Annotated in this window: 25 protein-coding genes; 9 read left to right on the top strand and 16 right to left on the bottom strand. The window is 63.7% G+C overall.

Features of this window, described 5'->3' with window-relative positions; all coding sequences use genetic code 11:
* The first annotated feature begins 32 nt into the window (after positions 1–32).
* Positions 33–923 carry a LysR family transcriptional regulator gene (locus tag VK98_RS15625; protein ID WP_019101281.1) on the top strand — a complete coding sequence of 297 codons (891 nt, stop codon included), beginning with the start codon at positions 33–35 and terminating at the stop codon, positions 921–923.
* A 48-nt stretch (positions 924–971) separates the two neighbouring features.
* Here the strand turns inward: VK98_RS15625 and VK98_RS15620 are convergent, their stop codons facing one another.
* The 4 genes from VK98_RS15620 to VK98_RS15605 are packed head-to-tail and all read right to left on the bottom strand — an operon-like array spanning position 972 to position 4,494.
* A complete protein-coding gene (locus VK98_RS15620; protein WP_048414925.1) occupies positions 972–1,682 on the bottom strand; it encodes an ABC transporter ATP-binding protein in 711 nt (236 codons plus the stop codon).
* Complete coding sequence (locus VK98_RS15615) at positions 1,679–2,449, bottom strand: ABC transporter ATP-binding protein (RefSeq protein WP_019101279.1); 771 nt, start codon at positions 2,447–2,449, stop codon at positions 1,679–1,681. Before VK98_RS15615 ends, VK98_RS15620 begins: the two co-directional genes overlap by 4 nt.
* 2 nt (positions 2,450–2,451) lie before the next feature.
* Positions 2,452–3,552: an ABC transporter ATP-binding protein gene (locus VK98_RS15610; protein WP_019101278.1), complete on the bottom strand. Its 1,101-nt coding sequence runs from the start codon at positions 3,550–3,552 to the stop codon at positions 2,452–2,454.
* A gap of 18 nt (positions 3,553–3,570) precedes the next feature.
* Entirely contained in the window at positions 3,571–4,494 is a 924-nt protein-coding gene (locus VK98_RS15605) for a branched-chain amino acid ABC transporter permease (protein ID WP_043594245.1), read from the bottom strand.
* A gap of 222 nt (positions 4,495–4,716) precedes the next feature.
* On the opposite strand from VK98_RS15605, the gene VK98_RS23810 reads away from it, so the two are divergent.
* From VK98_RS23810 to VK98_RS15590, 4 genes are all read left to right on the top strand, one after another.
* Positions 4,717–5,040 (top strand): hypothetical protein, encoded by a 324-nt coding sequence (locus VK98_RS23810; protein WP_156187903.1) that lies wholly within the window; start codon positions 4,717–4,719, stop codon positions 5,038–5,040.
* A gap of 257 nt (positions 5,041–5,297) precedes the next feature.
* Entirely contained in the window at positions 5,298–6,164 is an 867-nt protein-coding gene (locus VK98_RS15600; RefSeq protein ID WP_048414924.1) for an MBL fold metallo-hydrolase, read from the top strand.
* The gene (locus VK98_RS15595) at positions 6,158–6,856 is read left to right on the top strand and encodes a DsbA family protein (RefSeq protein ID WP_048414923.1); all 699 of its coding nucleotides are present in this window, start codon (positions 6,158–6,160) and stop codon (positions 6,854–6,856) included. The genes VK98_RS15600 and VK98_RS15595 overlap by 7 nt, the downstream gene beginning before the upstream one ends.
* Before the next feature lie 179 nt (positions 6,857–7,035).
* Entirely contained in the window at positions 7,036–9,111 is a 2,076-nt protein-coding gene (locus tag VK98_RS15590) for a prolyl oligopeptidase family protein (RefSeq protein ID WP_053077421.1), read from the top strand.
* Positions 9,112–9,360: 249 nt separating this feature from the next.
* Here the strand turns inward: VK98_RS15590 and VK98_RS15585 are convergent, their stop codons facing one another.
* Positions 9,361–10,146: an enoyl-CoA hydratase gene (locus tag VK98_RS15585; protein ID WP_048414922.1), complete on the bottom strand. Its 786-nt coding sequence runs from the start codon at positions 10,144–10,146 to the stop codon at positions 9,361–9,363.
* A gap of 308 nt (positions 10,147–10,454) precedes the next feature.
* Between VK98_RS15585 and VK98_RS15580 the strand changes: the two genes are divergently transcribed.
* A complete protein-coding gene (locus tag VK98_RS15580; RefSeq protein ID WP_048414921.1) occupies positions 10,455–11,120 on the top strand; it encodes a sulfite exporter TauE/SafE family protein in 666 nt (221 codons plus the stop codon).
* On the opposite strand, the gene VK98_RS15575 is transcribed toward VK98_RS15580, so the two are convergent.
* Genes VK98_RS15575 through VK98_RS15555 form a run of 6 tightly spaced genes read right to left on the bottom strand, consistent with a single transcriptional unit; the run spans position 11,113 to position 15,195 of the window.
* The gene (locus VK98_RS15575) at positions 11,113–12,018 is read right to left on the bottom strand and encodes a metal ABC transporter solute-binding protein, Zn/Mn family (protein WP_048414920.1); all 906 of its coding nucleotides are present in this window, start codon (positions 12,016–12,018) and stop codon (positions 11,113–11,115) included. The genes VK98_RS15580 and VK98_RS15575 overlap by 8 nt on opposite strands.
* A gap of 22 nt (positions 12,019–12,040) precedes the next feature.
* Positions 12,041–12,913 carry a metal ABC transporter permease gene (locus VK98_RS15570; protein ID WP_197083069.1) on the bottom strand — a complete coding sequence of 291 codons (873 nt, stop codon included), beginning with the start codon at positions 12,911–12,913 and terminating at the stop codon, positions 12,041–12,043.
* A gap of 2 nt (positions 12,914–12,915) precedes the next feature.
* On the bottom strand, positions 12,916–13,659 hold the full coding sequence (locus tag VK98_RS15565; protein ID WP_048414918.1) for a metal ABC transporter ATP-binding protein: 744 nt from the start codon (positions 13,657–13,659) through the stop codon (positions 12,916–12,918).
* Entirely contained in the window at positions 13,656–13,826 is a 171-nt protein-coding gene (locus tag VK98_RS23805) for a hypothetical protein (RefSeq protein ID WP_156187902.1), read from the bottom strand. Before VK98_RS23805 ends, VK98_RS15565 begins: the two co-directional genes overlap by 4 nt.
* Positions 13,823–14,740 (bottom strand): GTP-binding protein, encoded by a 918-nt coding sequence (locus tag VK98_RS15560; RefSeq protein ID WP_048414917.1) that lies wholly within the window; start codon positions 14,738–14,740, stop codon positions 13,823–13,825. The genes VK98_RS23805 and VK98_RS15560 overlap by 4 nt, the downstream gene beginning before the upstream one ends.
* Before the next feature lie 20 nt (positions 14,741–14,760).
* On the bottom strand, positions 14,761–15,195 hold the full coding sequence (locus VK98_RS15555; protein ID WP_019101166.1) for a Fur family transcriptional regulator: 435 nt from the start codon (positions 15,193–15,195) through the stop codon (positions 14,761–14,763).
* 172 nt (positions 15,196–15,367) lie between these two features.
* Between VK98_RS15555 and VK98_RS15550 the strand changes: the two genes are divergently transcribed.
* On the top strand, positions 15,368–15,796 hold the full coding sequence (locus VK98_RS15550) for a cytochrome c (RefSeq protein ID WP_048414916.1): 429 nt from the start codon (positions 15,368–15,370) through the stop codon (positions 15,794–15,796).
* Between the two features lie 91 nt (positions 15,797–15,887).
* Positions 15,888–16,325 (top strand): cytochrome c, encoded by a 438-nt coding sequence (locus VK98_RS15545; protein ID WP_048414915.1) that lies wholly within the window; start codon positions 15,888–15,890, stop codon positions 16,323–16,325.
* A gap of 80 nt (positions 16,326–16,405) precedes the next feature.
* Here VK98_RS15545 and VK98_RS15540 read toward each other — a convergent pair whose 3' ends face one another.
* Positions 16,406–17,065 carry a cytochrome b/b6 domain-containing protein gene (locus VK98_RS15540; protein WP_048414914.1) on the bottom strand — a complete coding sequence of 220 codons (660 nt, stop codon included), beginning with the start codon at positions 17,063–17,065 and terminating at the stop codon, positions 16,406–16,408.
* A gap of 287 nt (positions 17,066–17,352) precedes the next feature.
* On the opposite strand from VK98_RS15540, the gene tyrS reads away from it, so the two are divergent.
* Positions 17,353–18,627, top strand: a complete 1,275-nt coding sequence (gene tyrS, locus VK98_RS15535) for a tyrosine--tRNA ligase (protein WP_048414913.1) — start codon at positions 17,353–17,355, stop codon at positions 18,625–18,627.
* 58 nt (positions 18,628–18,685) lie between these two features.
* Here the strand turns inward: tyrS and VK98_RS15530 are convergent, their stop codons facing one another.
* From VK98_RS15530 to VK98_RS15515, 4 genes are all read right to left on the bottom strand, one after another.
* Positions 18,686–19,249: a flavin reductase family protein gene (locus VK98_RS15530; protein WP_048414912.1), complete on the bottom strand. Its 564-nt coding sequence runs from the start codon at positions 19,247–19,249 to the stop codon at positions 18,686–18,688.
* Between the two features lie 190 nt (positions 19,250–19,439).
* Complete coding sequence (locus tag VK98_RS15525) at positions 19,440–20,672, bottom strand: DUF3443 domain-containing protein (RefSeq protein ID WP_082159065.1); 1,233 nt, start codon at positions 20,670–20,672, stop codon at positions 19,440–19,442.
* 17 nt (positions 20,673–20,689) lie between these two features.
* Positions 20,690–21,139: a DUF2844 domain-containing protein gene (locus VK98_RS15520; protein WP_197083067.1), complete on the bottom strand. Its 450-nt coding sequence runs from the start codon at positions 21,137–21,139 to the stop codon at positions 20,690–20,692.
* Between the two features lie 254 nt (positions 21,140–21,393).
* Entirely contained in the window at positions 21,394–21,771 is a 378-nt protein-coding gene (locus tag VK98_RS15515; protein WP_019101158.1) for an oxidoreductase, read from the bottom strand.
* Positions 21,772–21,829 lie beyond the last annotated feature (58 nt).

Raw genomic sequence — 21,829 nt, 5'->3', positions numbered from 1 at the left:
TCAGAAAATACATCAAGTTTTTTCGAACCATTATGTCCGAACGGATCAACTTCAAGCATCTGCATTACTTCTGGGCGGTCGCCCACGCCGGCGGCGTCACCCGCGCGGCGGAACAATTGGGCGTCAGCGCCCAAACCGTCAGCGGCCAGATTTCGCGGCTGGAGCAGAGCCTGGAGCGAACCTTGTTCCGACAACAAGGACGCCAGCTGGTTCTGACCGAAGCCGGCCATGTGACGCTGCGCTACGCCGACCAGATTTTCATGCTGGGCGAGGAATTGCAGGAAACGCTGGAAGACGCGCAGCTGGACAAGACCATACGCCTGGCGGCGGGCATCTCGGACGTCTTGCCCAAGGCCATCGCGCTCAAGCTGCTGGAACCGGCGCTGCGGCTGGACGCCAAGGTCAGGCTGCAATGCGGCGAAGGCGATTTCGACGAGCTGCTGGCCGACCTGACCCGCCACCGGCTGGACGTGGTGTTGGCGGACCGGCCGATGACGGCCGGCGGATCCCAGCCCTTCCAATCCTGGCTGCTGATGCGCTGCCCGGTGATGATAGCCGGCGCGGCAGGGCTGTGGCGGCGCTACGCCGAAGGCTTCCCCGCCAGCCTGAACCAGGCGCCCATGCTCTTGCCCAGCCGCCACCATGTGCTGCGCAGCCAGCTGGACCAGTGGTTTGAAGAGCGCCGGATCAAACCGGACATCGTAGCGGAGTTCGACGACGGCGCCTTGCTGGACGCCTTCGGCCGCCAGGGCTTCGGCCTGTTTCCCAGCACGGCGCCCAGCGGCGGCGACGCGAACGCGCCGCAGGCTCTGGGCGAGGTCGACGGCGTCTGGGAGCACTATTACGCCATCGCCAACCGCCGCCGGCTGCAACATCCGGGCGTGCAGGCCATGTTGCAAGCCGCCATCGAAGCCGCGTCCTGAAAGCAAAAAACCCCGGACGGGTCCGGGGTTTGACGGTGCGGCGCGGACTTACTCGCCCAGGTAGGCGTTGCGCACGCGTTCGTCGTTGAGCAGGTCCTTGGCCGGACCGCTCATGGTGATGCGGCCGCTTTCCATCACGTAGCCGCGCTGCGACACTTCCAGCGCCAGCTTGGCGTTCTGTTCCACCAGCAGCATGGTCACGCCTTCCTTGGCCACCATCTGGATGATCTCGAAGATCTTTTCCACGATGATGGGCGCCAGGCCCATGGACGGTTCATCCAGCAGCAGCAGCTTGGGCTTGGACAGCATCGCGCGGCCCATGGCCACCATCTGCTGCTCGCCGCCGGACAGGGTGCCGGCCAGTTGCTTCTGCCTCTCCTTCAGCCGCGGAAACAGCTCGTACACCCGTTCGGCCTCGCTCAGGATCGCGGCCTTGTCGTCGCGATAGTAAGCGCCCATCAACAGGTTCTCTTCCACCGTCAGCTTGGCGAACACCCCGCGGCCTTCCGGCACCATGGCCAGGCCGTGACGCACGAAGTTGTGCGGCGCGATGGTGGAAATCTCCTTGCCGTCGTAGTGGATGCTGCCGCCGGATTTCTTCACCATGCCCACCAGGGTTTTCAGCGTGGTGGTCTTGCCGGCGCCGTTGGCGCCGATCAGGGTCACCAGCTCGCCCTGCTCGATGTGAAAATCGATGCCCTTGACCGCCTGAATGCCGCCATAGGCCACTTGCAGGTCTTTGACTTCCAAAATGCTCATGCGTGTGCCGCTCCCAGGTAAGCCTCGATCACTTTCGGGTTCTTGCGCACCTCTTCGGGAACGCCTTCGGCAATCTTCTTGCCGTAATCCAGCACCGCGATCCGGTCGCACAGGCCCATCATCAATTTGACGTCGTGCTCGATCAGCAGCACGGTCACGCCTCCGGCGCGGATTTTGGACATCAGGGCCTTCAGCTCCTCGGTTTCGCGCGGGTTCATGCCGGCGGCCGGTTCGTCCAGCGCCAACAGCTTGGGCTCGGTGGCCAGCGCGCGCGCGATTTCCAAGCGTCGCTGGTGGCCGTAGGACAGATTGCGGGCGCGCTCATGCGCGACGTCGGCGATGCCCACGTACTCCAGCAGCTCCCAAGCCTTGTCGGTGATCGCCTTTTCTTCGGCCATGGTGCGCCTGTCGCGCAGCACCGCGCCCAAAGCGCCGGCCTTGGAGCGAATGTGGCGGCCCACCATCACGTTTTCCAGCGCCGTCATTTCGGCGAACAGACGGATGTTCTGAAAGGTGCGCGCGATGCCGGCGGCCACCACCACGTGCGGCTTCTGCTGGAACAGATTGTGGCCGTCGAACTCGAACGCGCCCTCGTCCGGCACGTACAGGCCGGTCAGCACGTTGAACAGCGTGGTCTTGCCCGCGCCGTTGGGGCCGATCAGGCCGTAAATCTCGCCCTTGTTGATGGTCAGCGCCACATTGTTGAGCGCGTGCAGGCCGCCAAAGCGTTTATGGATGCCTTCTATCTTCAGCAAAACTTCAGCCATGCTCAACCTTTCTGCCCTGCGGCTTCTCTATCGTCACGGAACTCGGCCTTGCGGCGCTTGGACGGCCACATGCCCTCCGGCCGCACCAGCATCATCACCACCATCGCCAAGCCGAACAACAGCATGCGGGCGTTTTCCGGATCGATCAGCATTTTGCCGAAGGTTTTCATCTGCAGCGGGCCAATCACTTCGCGCAGGATCTCCGGCGCGATGGTCAGCACCACGGCGCCGAGAATCACGCCCGGGATGTGCCCCATGCCGCCCAGCACGATCATCGCCAGAATCATGATGGACTCCAGCAAGCTGAACGATTCCGGCGACACAAAGCCCTGGAAGGACGCGAACAGGCCGCCCGCCACGCCGCCGGACAGCGCGCCCAAGGCGAAGGCCAGCAGCTTGATGTTGCGGATGTTGATGCCCATCGCCGCGGCGGCGATGTCATCCTCGCGCAGCGCCACCCAGGCGCGGCCGATGCGCGAATGCTGCAGGCGCCAGGCCATGATCACCACGCCCACGGTCAGGGCCAGGAACAGATAGTAGTAGAGGTAGACGCTGTGGAAGCTCAGGCCGAACACATTCATCGTCTCGCCCAGCGACACGCCGCCCACCTTGATCGGATCGATCAGGTTGATGCCTTGCGGGCCGTTGGTGATGTTGACCGGGGTGTTCAGGTTGTTCATGAAGATGCGCACGATCTCCCCGAAGCCCAGCGTCACGATGGCCAGATAGTCGCCCTTGAGCCGCAATACCGGCGTGCCCAGCAAAATGCCGCAGAAAGCCGCCAGCACCGCGCCCAGCGGGATGGTGATGTAGAACGGCAGATGCAGGCCGAAATGCGGCGAGCCCAGCAAGGCGAAGGTGTAGGCGCCGACGGCGTAGAAGGCGATGAAGCCCAGGTCCAGCAAGCCGGCGAAGCCCACCACGATGTTCAGGCCCAGCGCCAGCATCACGTAGAGCAAGGCGAAGTCGACGATGCGGACCCAGGAATTGCCCAGCAGGCCGCCCACTAGGAAGGGCAGAACCGCCATCGCCACCGCGGACAGCATGAACAGGCCGACTTTCTTACCGGTGTCCATCTTGTTGATATTGAGTGCCATGGTCATGATATGTCGTCTCCAGGATCAGGCACGGTCGGCCATCTTTTCGCCCAGCAGGCCGGACGGACGGAAAATCAGCACCATGATCAACACCATGAAGGCGATGATGTCCTGATAGTTGGAGCCGAGGAAGCCGCCGGTCAGCGTGCCGATGTAGCCGGCGCCCAGGCTTTCGATGATGCCCAGCAGCAAGCCGCCGGCCACCGCGCCGCCCAGATTGCCGATGCCGCCCAGCACCGCGGCGGTGAAGGCTTTCAGACCGATCATGAAGCCCATGTAGTAATGAGCCTGCTCGTAGTTGGTGGCCACCATCACGCCGGCCACCGCGCCCAGGCTGGAGCCGATGACGAAGGTGGCGGAAATGATGGTGTTGACGTTGACGCCCATCAGGCCGGCCACCGCCGGGTTCTGGCTGGTGGCGCGCATCGCGCGGCCCAGTTTGGTGCGTTCCACCATCAGCAACAGGCCGGCCATGATCACCAGACACAGCACGATGATGGTGATCTGCAGCTTGGTGATGCTGGCGCCGAAGAAGGACACCACGTCATGGTCGAGGATTTGCGGGAAGGGGATGTAGTTGCGTCCCCAGATCAGGATGGCCACCTGCTGCAGCACGATGGACAGGCCGATCGCGGTGATCAGCGGCGCCAGTCTTTGCTTGCCGCGCAGCGGACGGTAAGCGATGCGCTCCACGGTGAAGCCCAGCAGCATGCAGGCCGCAATCGCCACCAGCAGGCCGATCAGCACCAGGGCGGGACCGGGCAGGCCGGAACCGGACAAGGCGTTGATGACGGAGATGGTGACCATGGCGCCGAACATCACCACTTCGCCGTGGGCGAAATTGATGAGCCCCATGATCCCGTACACCATGGTGTAGCCCAATGCGATCAACGCATAAATGCTACCCAGAACGAGACCGTTCAGGATTTGTTGCAGAAAAATGTCCACGTTGGGAGATCTCCTTTGTATTGACGACCGGCAGCTTGCGGGGCTTCCCCTCTTATTGGCTGCTGCCTGTTCTTGAGTGCCCGGACGAGCCTTGATTATTTGGATTCTGTCAGACAGGCGAACGGATTATGTAGGCGGATTCCAGCGACTGTCAATCTTAAAGATTGGTTAAAACGGCACCAAATCAAGCCCATTTAAAAACAATATAACATATTGTTTTTCATGCATTTTTCTGAAAAACAAGACGAAACCGGCCAAAGAAGTTTTGAATTTCTCCGGATAAAGGAAAACCCTAGGCCGGCCGGTCGTTTTTCAGATTTTGATCATGCTTCGGCGCAAAGTATGTTCGCTTTCGAAAAGACTTCCATCAAAGAATTCGCATTACAACATTCAATCGCTTTCGCGATTCGAATGGATACAATCTCCCAAAAATACGCCTCAAGCCGACAAAAATTGCATGCCGCGGCGCACCAAACATCAAGCAAGAACAAGGCCACCACAGCCAGCGCCCATCCGACATTCCAGCCCTCGCGCTTTTATGGCTGAAACATAGCCCATCCAGTCCGTCTTGGCAGCAACTGTCTTAAGAGCGGACAACGCGTTCCGCTGCCGCGGCGCGCGGGCGGGCTGCGCCTACGCGCGGCAGGGCCACCACGGTCCCGGCTCCAATTGGATCGAAACAAGCAACAATTTAGTGCGATTTAGATGGTTTATTCCCATTAAGCGCGCGTTTTATAGTGAGCGTCGCCATCCAACCGACCCACCGCCGGCGATAGACGCCGGGCCCTATGGAGAATGAATCGATGTTTCGCCAAACCCTGATCGCCGGCGCCTTGACCCTGGCCGCGACGGCCGCTCTCGCCGCCGAACCGCTGAAGCTGTCCATCTACAACGCCGACGGCAATAGCTTCAACGTCAGCTCGGTGCTGGTCAGCGGCGAAAAAGACGCCATCCTGATCGACACCGGCTTCACCCGCGCCGACGCCCACCGCATCGCCGCCAAGGTGTTGGACAGCGGCAAGCAGCTGAAAGCCATCTATATCAGCCAGGCCGATCCCGACTACTACTTCGGCGCCGCCGAACTGAAGAAAATCTTCCCGCAGGCCCAAGTGCTCAGCAACGGACCCACCCTGGCCAAGATCAAGGCCAATATCCAGGGCAAGATCGCCTACTGGGGCCCGCAGATGGGCGCGAACGCGCCCAGCGTGCCGCTGCTGCCCGATGAACTGAAAGGCGAACGCCTGGAACTGGAAGGCAAGACGCTTGAAATCAAAGGCGCGCGCGGCGTGCTGGCTCACCGCGGCTATGTGTGGATTCCGTCCATCCGCGCGATTGTCGGCAATGTCGGCGTCACCGCCCCCAGCATGCACGTCTGGACCGCGGACACCCAGAGCCGGAGCGAACGCCAGGCCTGGATCAAGCAACTGGATGAAATGGAAGCGCTGCAACCGGCGATCGTGGTGCCCGGCCATATGCACGCGGGCGACAAAACCGATCTGAGCGCCGTGCGCTTCACCCGTCTGTATTTGCAGCGCTTCGAACAGAATCTGGCCAAGTCGGCCGATAGCGCTCAATTGATCCAGGCGATGAAGCAAGCCTTCCCGCAAGCGGGCGAAGACATGTCGCTGGAGATCGGCGCCAAGGTCAACAAGGGCGAGATGAAATGGTAAACGCCCCCGCGATCCGGCTGCACTACTTTTACGACCCGCTGTGCGGCTGGTGCTACGGCGCCTCGCCGCTGCTGCTGGCGGCCGCCGCGCGGCCGGAAGTCGAACTGGCGCTGCACGGCGGCGGCATGCTCAGCGCGCCGCACAACCGCCGCGTGAACCTGGAATGGCGCGGCTATGTGATGCCGCACGATCATCGCATCGCCGCCCTCAGCGGCCAGCCCTTCGGCGACGCCTACTTCGACGGCCTGCTGCTCAGCGACGCGCGTTTGGACTCGACGCCGCCGATCGCCGCCGTGCTGGCCGCGCAGGAATTGGGCATCCCGCCGCAGGCCATGCTGGCCAGCGCGCAGGCGGCTCATTACCTGCACGGGCTTGAGATCGCCGACGTCGCCGTGCTCGCCCGGCTGGCCGCCGATTTGGGCGCGCCCGCCGACCGCTTCGCCGACGCCTACGCCGGCGGCCTGGCGCGCAGCGTCGAACATATCGACCACAGCCGCCGGCTGATGAACCGGCTGGGCTTGCACGGCTTCCCGTCCGCGGCGCTGGAAGTGGACGGCCGCTTCGAAGCGCTGGACCTGGGCTCCTATCTGGGCAAACCGGAGATGTTCAGCCAGCACCTGGCCCAGCTCGGCTCCGCCCCCCGCTCCGACGCCGTCGGCCTGCCGCCGATGTGCGGGCTGGACGGCTGCTAAGCGCCGCGCCTAGCCCCCTCCTCGCCAACGGCGGCCCTGTCCCATCAAGGCCGCCGTTTGCCTTGTCCGTCCGCGCGACGGTTGATGACAAACAAATTCTCGAACGCTACAGTATTCGGACACATCAAAAACAATCCACTGTCTACAGCCATTGGCTGAAATAAGGGAAACCCGTCCGGATGAAAACCTTAGGCACCACCCTGTCCTTCGCCCTGCTCGCGCTCTGCGCCACGGCGAGCGCCGCTCAAGACCCGTATCTGTGGCTGGAGGAGATTCAAGGCAAAGAAGCGCTGGCCTGGGTCGGCCGGCAAAACGCGAACACGCGCCATGACATCGGCCGGCAAGCCGATTATCCGGCGCTGCGCCGCGAACTGCTGACCATCCTGGATTCCAACGACCGCATCCCCTCCGTAGAGAAGATAGGCGAGCTCTACTACAACTTCTGGCGCGACAAAGACCATCCGCGCGGGCTGTGGCGGCGCGCCACGCTGGACGAATACCGCAAGTCCGCGCCGCAATGGGAAACCGTGCTGGACCTGGACCGCCTGGCCAAGGACGAAGGGGAAAACTGGGTCTGGCAAGGGGCCGACTGCCTGCGTCCCAATCAAGAGCGCTGCCTGCTGCGGCTCAGCCGCGGCGGCGGCGACGCCGCGGTGGTGCGCGAATTCGACCCGGCCGCCAAGGCCTTCGTCAAGGACGGCTTCCATCTGCCGGAAGCCAAGAGCGAAGTCAGCTGGCAGGACCTCGATACCCTGTATGTGATGAGCGACTTCGGCCCCGGATCGCTGACCGACTCCGGCTACCCCCGCGTCGTCAAGACCTGGCGCCGCGGCCAGCCGCTGGCCCAGGCGCAAACCGTGTTCGAAGGGCGGCAAGCCGACGTCGCCGTGCACGCGGCCAGGATAGACGCTCAAGGCCGCCGCTACGACGTGATCACCCGCGCGCCCAGCTTCTTCACCACGGAAACCCGGCTGCTGGTGGGTGGAGAATGGCGCAAGCTGGACAAACCCGAGCACGCCGGCGTCGATTTCTTCGACAACTGGCTGCTGCTGACGCCCAAGCAGGACTGGAAGATCGGCGCAAAAACCTGGCGCGGCGGCTCCCTGCTGGCCATCGATGTCGACGCCTACCTGGCCGGCGCGCGCGACTTCACCCCCTTGTTCGAACCCAGCGCCGCCGTCTCGCTGGCGGAACAAACGCCCACCCGCGACAGCCTGCTCTTGACCACGCTGGACAATGTCGGCAGCCGCCTGCGGGAATGGAAGGTCGTGGCCGGCCAATGGCAATCGCGGCCGGTGGCCACGCCCAGCTTCGGCAGCATCAGCGTACGCGCGGTCGATCCCGATCGCGACAACCGCTATTTCTACAGCTACACCGACTTTCTGACCCCGCCGACGCTGGCGCTGGCCGAGACCGGCGGCGATGAGCGCCAGACGCTGAAACAACAGCCCGGCTTTTTCGACGCCAGCCCCTACCGCATCCAGCAGTGGTTCGCCAGCTCGCGCGACGGCACCCAAGTGCCCTACTTCCTGGTCAGCCGCAAGGACATCAAGCTGGACGGCAGCAATCCGACGCTGCTGTACGGCTACGGCGGCTTCGAAGTGTCGCTGACGCCGCGCTACAGCGGCGCGCTGGGCAAGGCCTGGCTGGATCGCGGCGGCGTCTACGCGCTGGCCAATATCCGCGGCGGCGGCGAATACGGTCCGGCCTGGCACGAGGCGGCGCGCAAACACCTGCGCCAGAACGCCTACGACGACTTCGCCGCCATCGCCGAAGACCTGGCCAAGCGCGGCGTGGCCGACGCCCGCCATCTGGGCATCAAGGGCGGCAGCAACGGCGGCCTGCTGATGGGGGTGATGCTGACTCAGCGCCCGGAGCTGTTCAACGCCGTGGTCTGCCAGGTGCCGCTGCTGGACATGCGCCGCTTCAATCGCTTGCTGGCCGGAGCCAGTTGGATGGACGAATACGGCAATCCGGATCTGCCGGAAGACTGGGCCTATATCCGCCGTTACTCGCCCTATCAGAATCTGAAGTCTGACGCGCGCTACCCGGCCACCCTGTTCATGACTTCGACGCTGGACGACAGGGTTCATCCCGGCCATGCCCGCAAGATGTTCGCGGCCATGCAGGCGATGGGCGCCCCGGTGCAGTATTTCGAGCGCACCGAGGGCGGGCACGGCGCCGCCGCCAATCATCAGCAAGAGGCCGACATCGCGGCGATGGAATACGCCTTCCTGCTGCGTCAACTGCGCTGACGGCGCCCGCCAGACAGGGCGCGCGCCAATGCGGCCGCAACCGTTAGCAGGCCCTGTTGGCTCAGGACCCGCCTGACGGCGGCCAGGCGAGAGACACGCCGGAATTGAGCGGGCGCTCGGCGTTCCGCTTCGACGACGGCAAGATCAGCGATCTCGCCGGCTACGGCTGGAGCCGCGCGAGCGGAGCGTCAAAACAAACCGCCTGCGGCCGAAACGGCGACAGGCGGTTTTACATGAGACGCGGGATGTTCAATCATCGCCGGACTCGACCCAGCTGGGGCTGCGCTTGGCGATGAAGGCGCTGACGCCCTCGATCTGCTCCGCGCTGCCCATCAGCTGGCGCACCGCGGCGCGCTCGCGCTCCAGATGCTGGGCCAGCGTCAGGTTGCCGCTTTCCTCGATCAGACGACGCGCGGCGGCCACCGCGCCCGGCGCTTGGTTCGCCACCTTGTTGGCCAGGCTGATCGCCACGATCTTGGCGAAGCCCTGGTCCACCACTTCCTCGATCAGACCTATGGTCAAGGCCTTTTCCGCCGTCACCACTTCGCCGCCCAGAATGATGCGCTTGGCCCAGGAAACGCCCACCTTGTCCGCCAGCGTCTTGGTGCCGCCCGCCGCCGGGATGATGCCCACCTTGGCCTCCGGCAGCCCGAGCTTGGCTCCGCGCTCGGCCACCATGTAATCACAGCCCAGCGCCAGTTCCAGGCCGCCGCCCAAGGCGTAGCCGTTGATCGCGGCCACCGTAACGCCGCGGTATTGCTGCAAGCTACGCAAAGCCTCGGCGAAGGCGTCGAACACCTTGTCGGCCTCGGCCGCGTCGCCGGACGCGAATTGCTTCAAATCGGCGCCGGCGGAAAAAAACGCGTCGCCCGCGCCGGTCAACACCACCGAACGCACAGCCGGATCCGCATCCAGCGACCGCATCGTCGTAGCCAGCTCATTCAGGCTCTCCGTGGTCAGCAAATTTGCCGGCGCGTTTTTGAGAGTCACGATCGCTGACTGGCCCAGCCGCTCAAGTGTCAGATACTTGGCCATATTTTCCTCACTCTATCCCCATGGATTACATCGCTGATGCATATGTTTTGACCAGGTCGAGCGCCTGGATCCTCAGCGCGGGACCCATTGCGCATAGGTCCGAAGCCAAAGCAGCATTCTCATTGCAAACTGACCTTTTGACCAGTAGTCGGCTGGCAAGACCATCATTTTTTTTATAACTTTCTTTAAGGAGATGCCAAGTAAAATTTTGATAAAGGCAATAAATGCCAAAAGCAAATATGACCGCCGCGCGCACAAGCGCGGGCCGCCACTCTGTTACCATAGAGCTTTCTGAGACAGGTTGCGGCATGATTGAAACGAGCGGGTGGATATTGTTTCTGGCGGGCTTGCTGGGCGGCGGCCACTGCATGGGCATGTGCGGCGGCATCGTCGCCGCGCTGACCTTGAATCTGCCCCCCGAAACCGGCCGCTGGCGCATCATGCTGGCCTACAATCTGGGACGCGTCGGCAGCTACGCGCTGATAGGCGCGCTGTTGGGCGGCCTGGCCGCCACCGGCCTCGCCCTGCTGGACATCCGCGGCCTGCAACTGGCGCTGGCGCTGTTGGCCAACCTGATGCTGGTGGCCATGGGCCTGTACCTGGCCGGCCTGTCCGGCGCGGTCAATCTGATCGAGCGCCTGGGCGTGCCGATCTGGCGGCGCTTGCAGCCGCTGCTGGGCCCCCTGCTGCCGGTCCGCTCGCCTCAGTCCGCCCTGCTGGCCGGCATGATCTGGGGCTGGCTGCCCTGTGGCCTGGTCTACAGCGCCTCCCTGTCGGCGCTGGCCACCGGCAGCGCGTCCGGCGGCGCGCTGGCCATGCTGGCTTTCGGGCTCGGCACCTTGCCCAATCTCTTGCTGATGGGCGCTTTCGCCAACAGCCTGCGCCGCTGGATGCAACAACGACCAGTCCGCCTGACGGCGGGACTGGTCGTTGCGGGCATCGGCGCCTGGCAGTTGCTGCGGGCGCTTATCTGAACGATTTCAGAATGGTGTCCACATTGTAGCGGAACATCGCCAGATAGCTGGGCGCCGGGCCGGACGGGCCGGACAGCGCGTCGGCGTACAGCTTGCCGCCTATCGTCACCTTGGCCTCGCGCGACAGCTGCTCCAGCAGACGCTTGTCGGTCATATTCTCCATGAACACCGCCGACACTTTCTCTTGCCGCACCTGGCGCACCAGCCGGGCCACCGCCTTGGCCGACGCCTCGGACTCGGTGCTGACGCCCTGGATGGCCAGCACTTGCAGCTGGTAACGCTCGCCCAGATAGCCGAAGGCGTCGTGCGACGTCAGCATCTTGCGCTTGGCGACGGGCACGGCGGCGAAGGCCTTGGCCGCCCAGGCGTCCAGTTCCTTCACCTTGGCCGCGTAGTCGGCGGCGCGGCGGGCGTACTCCTGCTTGCCGGCCGGATCCGCCTGGCTCAGGCCGGCTTCGATGTTGCGGATATAGGTCAGCACGCGCTTGGGATCGTGCCAGGCGTGCGGATCGATGGCCCCGTGGTCATGCCCGGCATGGCCGTGATCGTGCCCGTGGTGATCTTCGTCTTCCGCTTCGCGGGTCTTGATGCCCTTGCCCGCCTCCACTTGCACGCCCTTGAAATGAGCGGCCTTGCTCAAGCGCACCATCCAGCCCTCCATGCCCAGGCCGTTGGTGACCAACAGCTTGGCCGCGGCCACTTTCTTGACGTCGGCCGGCGACGGCTGGAACACGTGGGCGTCCTGGTCCGGCCCCACCAGCGAGGACACTTCGACGCGATCGCCGCCGATCTCGCGCGTCATGTCGGCCACGATGCTGAAGCTGGCGACCACCGGCAGCTTGGCCCAGGCGGACAAGGGCAGGCCCAGCAACAACAGGGCCATGATTGATTTCTTCATCGGCGACTTCCTTATCAAGGGTTCAGGATTCCAGATGCCGGGCGCGGATGTAGCGCGGCAAAGCCCCGCCCACCGGCGCCAACAGCAGCGACAGCAGATAGACCAGGCCCGCCAGCAAAATGATGGCCGGTCCGGAGGGCAATTCGAAGTGATAGGACAGCAAGAGACCGCCCAGGCCGGCCAGGAAGGCGATGGCCACCGACAGGCCGAGCAGGGCTTCGATGCGCTCGGTCCACAGGCGGGCGGTGATCGCCGGCAACATCATCAGGCCCACCGCCATCAAGGTGCCCAGCGCCTGGAAGCCGGCCACCAGGTTCAGCACCACCAGCATCAGGAACAGCATGTGCCACAGCCCGCCGCGCGCGCCCACCGCGCGCAGGTAGACCGGGTCCAGGCTTTCCAGCAACAGGGGGCGGTAGATCAAGGCCAGCGCCAGCAGGGTGAAGGAAGCGACGCCGGCCACCAGGAACAGGGCCGCGTCGTCCACCGCCAGCACCGAGCCGAACAGGATGTGCATCAAGTCCACATTGCTGCCGCCGCGCGACACCAGCAAGACGCCGATGGACAGGGACAACAGGTAGAAAGCGGCGAAGCTGGCGTCTTCCTTGATGCTGGTGAAACGCGTGGCCAGGCCGGCCAGCAGCGCCACCAGCACGCCGGCGAAGAAACCGCCCAGGCTCATCGCCGGCAGGCTGAGGCCGGCCATCATGAAGCCCACCGCGGCGCCGGGCAGCACCGCGTGGCTCATCGCGTCGCCCATCAGGCTCATGCGCCGCATCACCAGAAACAGGCCGATCGGCCCGCTGCCCAAGGCCAGGGCCAGGCAGCCGACCAGCGCCCGGCGCATGAAGGCGAATTCGGCGAACGGGGCCACCAGTAAATCGTATAAGTGCAGCATCAGGCTTGCGCTCCATCCACTTCGCAGACCGCGGCCTGGGATTGCCAATGCGCGGCGGTGTCCACCGCGCGTTTCAGATTGGCGTCGCACAGTACTTCGGCGGTATCGCCCCAGGCCACCACTTCGCGCGCCAGCAACAAGGTGTGCGGGAAATAGGCCCGCACCTGCTCGTAATCGTGCAGCACCGCCACCACGGTGCGGCCCTCCTCGCGCCAATGGCGCACCAGCTCCAGCAGGTCGTAGGTGGTCTTGGCGTCCACCGCGTTGAACGGTTCGTCCAGCAGGATCAGGCGGGCGTCCTGCACCAGGATGCGGGCGAACAGCACGCGCTGGAACTGGCCGCTGGACAGCGCCGAGATCGGCCGCAGCGCGAAGTCGGCCAGGCCCACCTGCTCCAGGGCCAGCAGAGCCTGGTCGCGGCCGCGGCGGCTAACGCCGCCGAACACGCCGGTGTCGTGCCACAAGCCGGTGCACACCAGATCCAGCACGCTGACCGGCAAGGAGCGGTCGATTTCGGACTGCTGCGGCAAATAGGCGATGTCCCGGCGCTTAAAACCATCCAGCTGCACCGAGCCGGAGTCCGGCTTCAAAGCGCCTATCATGGTCTTGAGCAAGGTGCTCTTGCCGGCGCCGTTGGGGCCGAAAATCGCGGTGGCGTCGCCGGCGGCGAAGCAGCCGCTGACATGGTGCACCGCCGGATGGCGCTGATAGGAAACCGTCAGGTTCCGCAGGCTGACGCTCATGCGACCTCCTGCAAGGCCCAGGCCACCAGAACCCACAGAACCGCCAGCGCGGCGCAGGCCAGGCCCAGTCGTTGCCAGGCCGACATCGCCAGCAGACTGAACGGCGCCTTGAAATTGGCCGGCGTCAGATGCTGGTGCCCATGCTGATGTGAAGGTTTTGGCGTCATTCGAAACACCTCCGCAAGGTGTCCTCGACCGCGGCGGCGTCGAAATCCTCGGCGATCAGTTCAAAGCGGCTGTCGCGTCGCCAGGACACCTGAGCCGCGCCCCACTGGCCGGCCGCCCAGTTCAGCCACACCCAGCTGTCCAGCACTTTGAACACGCCTTTGGCGCGTACCAGGCCCGGCACCAGGGCGGGCAGCGCATCGAAGAAGCGGGTCAGCCGCTCTCCGTCAAAGGCTTGCTCCGGCTCGAAAGTCCAGCCCATCGAGCGCCATTGCGCGGCGGCGTCGTCCGGCACCGACGGCCGATAACGCGGCTTGGGCGCGACGGCGGCGTCCAGCCAGGCCGGGTCCAGTTCGCCGTTGCGCACTTCGCCCACCAGCGACTTGGGCGGGAACAAAGCCGCCGCCTGTTGACGGAAAGCGTCCATCGTCGGCACGTCGGCGGTGTCTATCTTGTTGGCCACCAGCACGTCGGCGATGGAAATCTGGTCCCGGTACAGCGGCTGGCGATGATAATCCGGCTGAATGAACTGGCGCGGATCCACCAGGGTCAACACCGCGCCCACTTCCAGCGCCTCGCCCAAGGGCTTGGCGCGCAGTTCGTCGATGACGCCGGCCGCGTGCGCCAGGCCGCTGGCCTCGATCAGCAAACGGTCCGGGCGTTCGCGGCGCAACAGGGTCGCCACCGTGGCGGTCATCTGCGGTCCGGCCACGCAACACAGGCAGCCGCCGGCGATTTCCGCCACCGCCAGCTCGTCCTGGCTCAGGGCCGCGCCGTCGATGCCGACCTCGCCGAACTCATTGACGATGATCGCCCACTTTTCATGCGCGGGGCGGCGTTCGATCAAATGGCGCAACGCCGTGGTCTTGCCCACCCCGAGAAAGCCGGTGAACAAGTTGACTATGGTTTTTTTCATGGATCAGGGAATTCGTGGATTCAGGCGCTGCAGGACTGGCAACGCCCCGTCAACACCAGGTTTTGCGGACACAGGGAAAAAGCCACCGCCTGCGCGGCCTGGCGCAGCGCGCTCAAGGCCGGCGCGGCGTCGATCTCCTGCACCTGGCCGCAATCGCCGCAGACCAGGATCAGCCCTTCGTGCTGGCATTCGAAGTGATCGCAGACAATGAAGCCGTTCAAGGCGTCCACCTTGTGCAGCAGGCCGTGCTCCACCAGAAAATCCAACGCTCGATATACGGTGGGCGGCGCGGCGGCGCCGCGCTCCTGCTGCAGATCCGCCAGGACCTGGTAAGCCTTGACCACCCCGCTGTAGCGCAGCACCAGCTCCAGCACCTGACGGCGCAATGCGGTCAGCTTGCTGCCGCGCCGTTCGCAATGCCGCTCCGCCGCGGCCAGATAGGCTTGATGGTCCATGCCGGACACCCGCTTGTTTAATCAGGACGCAATGTTACTGTATAACATCTCAAATTCACAAGGATTAATCATTCATCGGTTTATCATGATCCATCGTCGTGGTAGCTTTGTGCACCGAAATGTCCATGATAGTCTTATGGCCTATCACCCATCGCTCATATAAGGAAATGACATGAAAAAGCTGTTGATGCTAGCCGTTGCCGCCACACTCGCCGGCCAGGCTCTTGCCGCCGATCCGATCGCTCAGCGCCAAGACGTCTTCAAGCAATACAAGCCGGTGGTTGGCGGCATGGGCAAGATGGTCAAGGGCGAAACCCCTTACAACAAGGACGAGTTCGCCAAGCTGGCCGGCGAGCTGGAGGCTCTGTCCCAGAAACCGTGGCAGCATTTCCCGGCCGGCAGCACCGCCGGCAAAACCGACGCCAAACCGGAAATCTGGAGCAAGCCCGCCGACTGGCAAAAAGCCATCGACAACCACAAGGCCGCCACCGCCAAACTGAAGCAAGTGGCCGCCGGCGGCGACCTGGGCGCGATCAAGGTGCAGTTCGGCGCCACCCAGAAAACCTGTAAGGCCTGTCACGACGCCTTCCGCAAGGATTGAGCCCCGTCGCGCCGCGACCTTAGCAGCCCGCTAGTCAGCGGGCTGTTTGCTTGCATCGGCGCCGCCAGACCCCAGCCCCGAAGATCCCTGAATGAAAAAACTGCTGACCGTATTGCTGTTGGGCGCCGTCGCGGCGCCGCTGGCGCTGGCCGACACACCGGCCGAAACCCGCGCCAAATCCTTCAAAAAAGTATTGCTGGCCTTTGAGCCGATGGGCGCTGCGGTGCGCGGCCGCGACCCGTATCGCAAGGACGCCTTCATTCGTCAGGCCGACGCCTTGAAACAGATCGCCGCCGAGCCCTTCAATCACTTTCCCGCCAACAGCATCAGCGGCAAGAGCCGCGCCAAGCCGGAAATCTGGAGCCAGCCGGCCAAGTTCCAGGCCGACAAGGACGCCTTCCTGAAATCGGTGGCCGACCTGGACCAGGCTGCCCGCGGCGGCGATCTCGCCGCCATCAAGAAAAGCTACGGCGCGGTGGCGCAGAGCTGCAAGGTCTGCCACGACGCCTTCCGCGGCCCGGAGAAGTAAATCGCGGCCACGAAAAAGGGCGGCTCGCGCCGCCCTTCCGCTTGTCCCTCGCGGCGCGAACAACGCGCCGCGTTCTGCGCTCACAAACGCGTCAACAGCACATAGACGCCGCCGCTGGACACCAGCAAGGCCACCAGCGCGATGATGACGGGCGCGAACTCCAAGCGCGGCACATCGCCGGCGATGGCCTTGTTGCCGGTAATCATCGCCTTCACCAGATTGTTCTTCTTGAACACCCGATAAGCGACGATGGCCAGCAAGTGCAGGCCGACCAGGCCCAGGATCACATTGAAAAAGCTCTTGTGGAACGAGGTGGCGGCTTCAGCCGCATCGCCGCTCAGCAGCTTGGCCAACGGGCCGTCGTACAGATAGCTGTCGACGTCGGCGGCGAACAGGCCGGTGCTCACCTGGGCCAGCAAGGCCAGCAGCATCGCCAACACCATCAGGCCGCCCAGCGGATTGTGGCCCGGCTGCTCGTTCTCGCTCAATTCGCCGCGCAGATAGCGGACAATGCTGCGCGGCCCCTTGATGAAATTGCTGAAGCGCGCGGTCTGGCTGCCGATCACGCCCCAGATCAGGCGGAACAGCAACAGGCTGGCGAGGCCGGAGCCGCACCAGATATGGTATTGCAGCCAATCGCCGCCCTGCTCGCCGCTATACCACATACCGGCGAACAGAATCACTAGCGCCCAGTGAAACAAGCGGGTGGGCGCATCCCACACTTTTACCATTTGCGTCATCGCGTTTTCACTCCTTGATCCAAAAACTCGCCCGCTCAGGCGTACCCGAATTCATGCACTGCAACATGATAATACCGTGCCGAGCCGACAAACCCTAATCCAAATGGGGTTTTACCCGGATTCTACCGACAAAAAGGGGGCAAAAACCACCGGTTTTCGGTTAATATCCTTGATTGGGCTCGCTTGGCGAGTCCGGCTACGCCGCCCGCCAACGGGCGGCCTAACTTTTTGCGGCGGCGCCTTCATCCCGCCATTGCCGCGCATCACCTTAGTTGGAGACCCGATAAATGAACCATGCCCCCCTGATTCAGGATCTGCAGGCCCGCGGCCTGATTGCGCAAACCACGGACGCCGTTGCGCTGGAAGAACTTCTGAGCAAGGAGCAGGTGACCCTTTATTGCGGCTTCGACCCCACCGCCGACAGCCTGCATCTGGGCCATCTGGTGCCGGTGCTGATGTTGCGGCGCTTCCAGCAGGCCGGCCACCGTCCGGTGGCGCTGGTGGGCGGCGCCACCGGCATGATAGGCGACCCCAGCTTCAAGGCCGCCGAGCGCAAGCTGAACACTCCGGACGTGATCCAGGGCTGGGTGGAGAAGATCCGCGGCCAGGTCGAGCCCTTCCTCAGCTTCGAAGGCGACAACGCCGCCTTGATGGCCAATAACTACGACTGGTTCGGCCAGATGAACACGCTGGACTTCCTGCGCGACATCGGCAAGCACTTCTCGGTCAACGCGATGATCAAGAAGGAGTCGGTCCAGCAACGCATCAACCGCGAGGACCAGGGCATTTCCTTCACCGAGTTCTCCTACAGCCTGCTGCAAGGCTACGACTTCTCCGAGCTGAACCGTCGCTTCGGCTGCAAGCTTCAGATCGGCGGCTCCGACCAGTGGGGCAACATCACCGCCGGCATCGACCTCACCCGCCGCCTGCAACAGCAGCAGGTGTTCGGCCTGACCGTGCCGCTGGTGACCAAGTCCGACGGCACCAAGTTCGGCAAGACCGAATCCGGCGCCATCTGGCTGGACGCCAAAAAGACGTCGCCTTACGCCTTCTATCAGTTCTGGCTGGGCACCGCCGACGCCGACGTGTACAAATTCCTGCGCTACTTCACCTTCCTGTCGCTGGAAGAGATCGCCGAGATCGAGGCCGCCGACCAGGCCCGCGACGGCAAACCGGAAGCGCAGCGCATCCTGGGCGAGCAAATGACGGCCATGGTGCACGGCGCGGCCGCGCTGGAGGCGGCGCAGCGCATCACTCAAAGCCTGTTCAACAACGACCTGAGCAGCCTCACCGCCGACGACTTCGCCCAATTGGCCCAGGACGGCCTGCCCAGCATCCAGCTGGAACGCGATGCCGACAGCCTGATCGACGCGCTGGCCGCCGGCGGCCTGGCCAAGTCCAAGAGCGAGGCGCGCACCTTCATCCAGAGCGGCGCGGTCAGCGTCAACGGCGACAAGGCCGATAGCCTGGAGCAGCGCTTCGGCGACGCCGAACGCCTGTTCGGCCGCTACACCCTGCTCAAGCGCGGCAAGAAGAATTACGCGCTGGTGGAATGGCGCTAAGCGCTGCGCCTCTCAAACCAAAGCGGCCGTCACGGCCGCTTTTTTTATCGCCGGCTCCTCACTTCTCCACCTCGAAAGCCTCCCCCGTCGCGAAGAAGGCGCCGCCGGCAATATAGTGCAAGCTGCGCTTGGCGTCGCCGTCGAAACGCCAGTGGCCGTCGGCGAACACCTCCGCGTCCGCCTCCGCCGCCACCACCTCGCCGATAAACAGATCGTAGCGTTGCTGATTCCGCGGCTCGCTGATCACCTTGCACTCCAGATAGGCGATGCAGCCGTCCACGCGCGGCGCGGCCACCCGCTGCGACGGAAGCCGGCTCAAGCCGCTGTGCGCGAATTTGTCCACCTGCCTGCCGTCGGCGCCGCCGGCGCGCAGCACCGCCTCGGCCTGGGCGCGGCAGGGCACGTTGAGCACAAACTCGCCCGAGGCCTCGATCAACGCCCGGGTATGGGTGGCCTTGTCGATGACCACCGCCACCTTGGGCGGATCGAAATCCAGCGGCATCGCCCAGGCCGCCGCCATCACATTGCTACGCTCCCCGGCCGCGCTGGACACCAGCACCGTGGGACCATGATTCAATAAACGATAGGATTTCGCCAGATCGACTGCGAGCAAACGGGGCATGGGCAAACTCGAGAACACATGAAGCGAACATTCTAGCCGGAGACGCGGGGAGCCATCCGGCGCGAATAAAAAAAAGCCCGGCGCTCGCCGGGCGTATAGATTGCTAATTTCAACAAAGGAGAAGTCATCGAGATGACTATCCAGATATAGGACGCTTTATATTGCGTTGCAAGAAACCCGCAAGGTCCTCTCAAAACAGGAACATCGGCCCGCTGCCCAGCGGATTGCTCCTTCCCTCCAGGCCGATATACACATTGCGGCCGTAAAAGAACGGCAAGCCCCAGTCAAAGTAACCGCTAAGAAGCAGACCGCTGGCCGGCGCGCCCACGCCGGGCAAGGCGGAATAGCCCTGTAGCAACAGCGAGCCGGCATTGCCCAGGCTGAACGCCACCGCGCTGTTGTTGCCGCCGCCGCTCAAGGTGGCGTTGAGGTTCAGGATGCCGCCGGGGCAAAACCAAGTGCTGCTGCCCACCACGCAGGTGGCTATCGTCGCGTCGGGGAAAAACAAGCCATTGGAGCCGCTGTCCAGAAAGCTGCCGTAACTGAGCGATTTATAGCTGGTCGAGATCACGTCAACGCCGTTGCCGTCCAGCGTGGTGGGGAAGGCCTTGGCCGCACCCAGCGCGTTGTTGCTCTGCGTGCCCACGCCGAAATACAGCGTCCCGGCGGCGCTGGGCGCGCCGCTGATCGCTACCGCGGGCAATTGCAGCATCACGCCGTTATTGTCGCTGGCGAAACCCACCAACGGGTTGGACACCTGCAAGGACGCGGCCGCCTGGGCCGGCTGGCAGCTCAGGGCGGTCGGGCAGGCATAGTAATAGCTGTTATTGCTAAAGTTGACGCAAGTGCTGCCGCAATCCTGCTGCCGCAGGCCGACGCCCAGTATGCCGTTGGCTTTCAAAGTCGACAGACTACCCAAATTACTCCCCGTCCCGCTGCAGGCGGCCGGGATAAAACTGTAGGCAGGGTCGCTGATGATCTGGATAGGCAGGGAGGACGCCGTCTTGCCCGCCATTTTGACGTCGGCGTAGCGGACGCTGCCCCAGGTGAAGCCGCTGGCGAACTGCATGCACTCCGCCAATTGCCGGCTGTTCGTCGTCGCCCCGGGCAAGCTGCCCAGCGTCGAGCCGTTCAAAGCACTGGCCAGCAAGCGCAAGCCGCTGGAACCAGTGTCCACCAGCACCCGGCTGATCGTCTGGCATGGGCTGCCGCCGGGCGCGCACACCGTCACCGACACATAGGGCATATTGATCTGATAGACATTGGCCACCGGGCCGCTGTCCACCGTCATCGTCACCGAATTGGCCGTCGACCCGCCATTGTCCGGCGGCGAGACGCTGCCTATCCCGCCGCCCCCTCCTCCTCCGCACGCCGTCAGCAATAGCGCGCACGTCAGCGCCAGCCCAAAGATAGCCTGTTTCATCTCGCACCCCGCCCGGATTATTTGAGTTGATCGATGTCGAGGCCCGCCGGCACCAGCGCGGGCACATAGGCCAAACCGAAGAAGGCGCGAGCGCGCCCGGCGGAAATCACCGTCAGCCCCGGTCTTCGCCCCTCCAGGCGATTCAAGCCGGCGCGATTGGACTGTTGCGAGGACACATAGCTGGAGAAGTAATCGCCAAGCAGCTGCCTCATGTCCGGCAGCGCCGGCCCCTGCCACGCCACCGCGAACACCACGCCGTCCGCCTGCCGGGCGAACTCGCGGATAACGCGGCCGGTCTCGTCCCGGCTCTGCGCCACGGAATAGAGCGCCGGCGGCGCGGCCTTCAAGGCCAGCGCTTGCGGAGCGACGAGCTCGCGACCGGCCGGCAAGGGCTGCCCCAAGGTGGCCGACACGGGACTGGAAAACAAGCTGAAGCTGAGGCCGAACATCAAGGTTCGTCTCGCCATGAAAGACGTCTGCATGAATACCCCCGTCGAATGGAAACTACAGCCGCACCCGGATGCGTTGCCCGGGAATCAGGATATGTGTATCGCCATACCTAAATAAAGATATAGCACTATGGCATGCACAATAGGGATGGATTAGCGGTCTGATCAAACGGAGGGAAGGATGGCCAATGATAAAAAAAAGGGGGGCGAAAGCCCCCCAGCGTCCTCAAAATTCAACCAGCTGCCCGCCAGTCAAATCCTGGATTTCTCAATCAATACGCCAGCGAATCGTCATGCCGGGTCGTCACCAGCTTGCCCGCGCCCAGAGACAGCATCAGCAAGGCGACGCGCTCGTGAACGATCACCGTATGGGTATTGCCGGAAAACTGCATGTAGCGACGCAAATCCTCGCGTACTTTGCGCGAGCCGGTCACGTCGATGATGATGTCGATGCTGCTGCCCTGCTCGGCCAGTTCGATAAAATTGTCGGTGACGGAAATGCCACGCTGCTGCGCCAGCAGAATGCCCGGAGAATCCAGGTTCAAATCCGCGACGCCCACCATCCCGACGAACGGCGCGTCCAACAGCTGCCGCAACAGCGGCGTTCCGGTTTCGCCCGCGCCTATCATGCCTACTTTGATCTGTTCCATGCGGCCACCCGAATATGACTATCAAATAAACACCGCACTGTAACAGCTTTAACCCCGG

Source organism: Chromobacterium sp. LK11, assembly GCF_001043705.1.
GTDB classification, from domain to species: domain Bacteria; phylum Pseudomonadota; class Gammaproteobacteria; order Burkholderiales; family Chromobacteriaceae; genus Chromobacterium; species Chromobacterium alkanivorans.
The sequence above is the reverse complement of the archived record's forward strand: the minus strand, read 5'-3'. Positions and strand labels throughout refer to the sequence as shown.

Coding starts and splice junctions, on each gene's coding strand:
- VK98_RS15580 (WP_048414921.1), top strand. CDS start 10,455: ATGATTGAAACGAGCGGGTGGATATTGTTTCTGGCGGGCTTGCTGGGC.
- VK98_RS15595 (WP_048414923.1), top strand. CDS start 6,158: ATGGTAAACGCCCCCGCGATCCGGCTGCACTACTTTTACGACCCGCTG.
- VK98_RS15520 (WP_197083067.1), bottom strand. CDS start 21,139: ATGGCGAGACGAACCTTGATGTTCGGCCTCAGCTTCAGCTTGTTTTCC.
- VK98_RS23810 (WP_156187903.1), top strand. CDS start 4,717: ATGCATTTTTCTGAAAAACAAGACGAAACCGGCCAAAGAAGTTTTGAA.
- VK98_RS15590 (WP_053077421.1), top strand. CDS start 7,036: ATGAAAACCTTAGGCACCACCCTGTCCTTCGCCCTGCTCGCGCTCTGC.
- VK98_RS15555 (WP_019101166.1), bottom strand. CDS start 15,195: ATGGACCATCAAGCCTATCTGGCCGCGGCGGAGCGGCATTGCGAACGG.
- VK98_RS15585 (WP_048414922.1), bottom strand. CDS start 10,146: ATGGCCAAGTATCTGACACTTGAGCGGCTGGGCCAGTCAGCGATCGTG.
- VK98_RS15560 (WP_048414917.1), bottom strand. CDS start 14,740: ATGAAAAAAACCATAGTCAACTTGTTCACCGGCTTTCTCGGGGTGGGC.
- VK98_RS15515 (WP_019101158.1), bottom strand. CDS start 21,771: ATGGAACAGATCAAAGTAGGCATGATAGGCGCGGGCGAAACCGGAACG.
- VK98_RS15545 (WP_048414915.1), top strand. CDS start 15,888: ATGAAAAAACTGCTGACCGTATTGCTGTTGGGCGCCGTCGCGGCGCCG.
- VK98_RS15615 (WP_019101279.1), bottom strand. CDS start 2,449: ATGGCTGAAGTTTTGCTGAAGATAGAAGGCATCCATAAACGCTTTGGC.
- VK98_RS23805 (WP_156187902.1), bottom strand. CDS start 13,826: ATGACGCCAAAACCTTCACATCAGCATGGGCACCAGCATCTGACGCCG.
- VK98_RS15565 (WP_048414918.1), bottom strand. CDS start 13,659: ATGAGCGTCAGCCTGCGGAACCTGACGGTTTCCTATCAGCGCCATCCG.
- VK98_RS15530 (WP_048414912.1), bottom strand. CDS start 19,249: ATGCCCCGTTTGCTCGCAGTCGATCTGGCGAAATCCTATCGTTTATTG.
- VK98_RS15610 (WP_019101278.1), bottom strand. CDS start 3,552: ATGACCATGGCACTCAATATCAACAAGATGGACACCGGTAAGAAAGTC.
- VK98_RS15550 (WP_048414916.1), top strand. CDS start 15,368: ATGAAAAAGCTGTTGATGCTAGCCGTTGCCGCCACACTCGCCGGCCAG.
- VK98_RS15600 (WP_048414924.1), top strand. CDS start 5,298: ATGTTTCGCCAAACCCTGATCGCCGGCGCCTTGACCCTGGCCGCGACG.
- VK98_RS15620 (WP_048414925.1), bottom strand. CDS start 1,682: ATGAGCATTTTGGAAGTCAAAGACCTGCAAGTGGCCTATGGCGGCATT.
- VK98_RS15575 (WP_048414920.1), bottom strand. CDS start 12,018: ATGAAGAAATCAATCATGGCCCTGTTGTTGCTGGGCCTGCCCTTGTCC.
- VK98_RS15540 (WP_048414914.1), bottom strand. CDS start 17,065: ATGACGCAAATGGTAAAAGTGTGGGATGCGCCCACCCGCTTGTTTCAC.
- VK98_RS15625 (WP_019101281.1), top strand. CDS start 33: ATGTCCGAACGGATCAACTTCAAGCATCTGCATTACTTCTGGGCGGTC.
- tyrS (WP_048414913.1), top strand. CDS start 17,353: ATGAACCATGCCCCCCTGATTCAGGATCTGCAGGCCCGCGGCCTGATT.
- VK98_RS15525 (WP_082159065.1), bottom strand. CDS start 20,672: ATGAAACAGGCTATCTTTGGGCTGGCGCTGACGTGCGCGCTATTGCTG.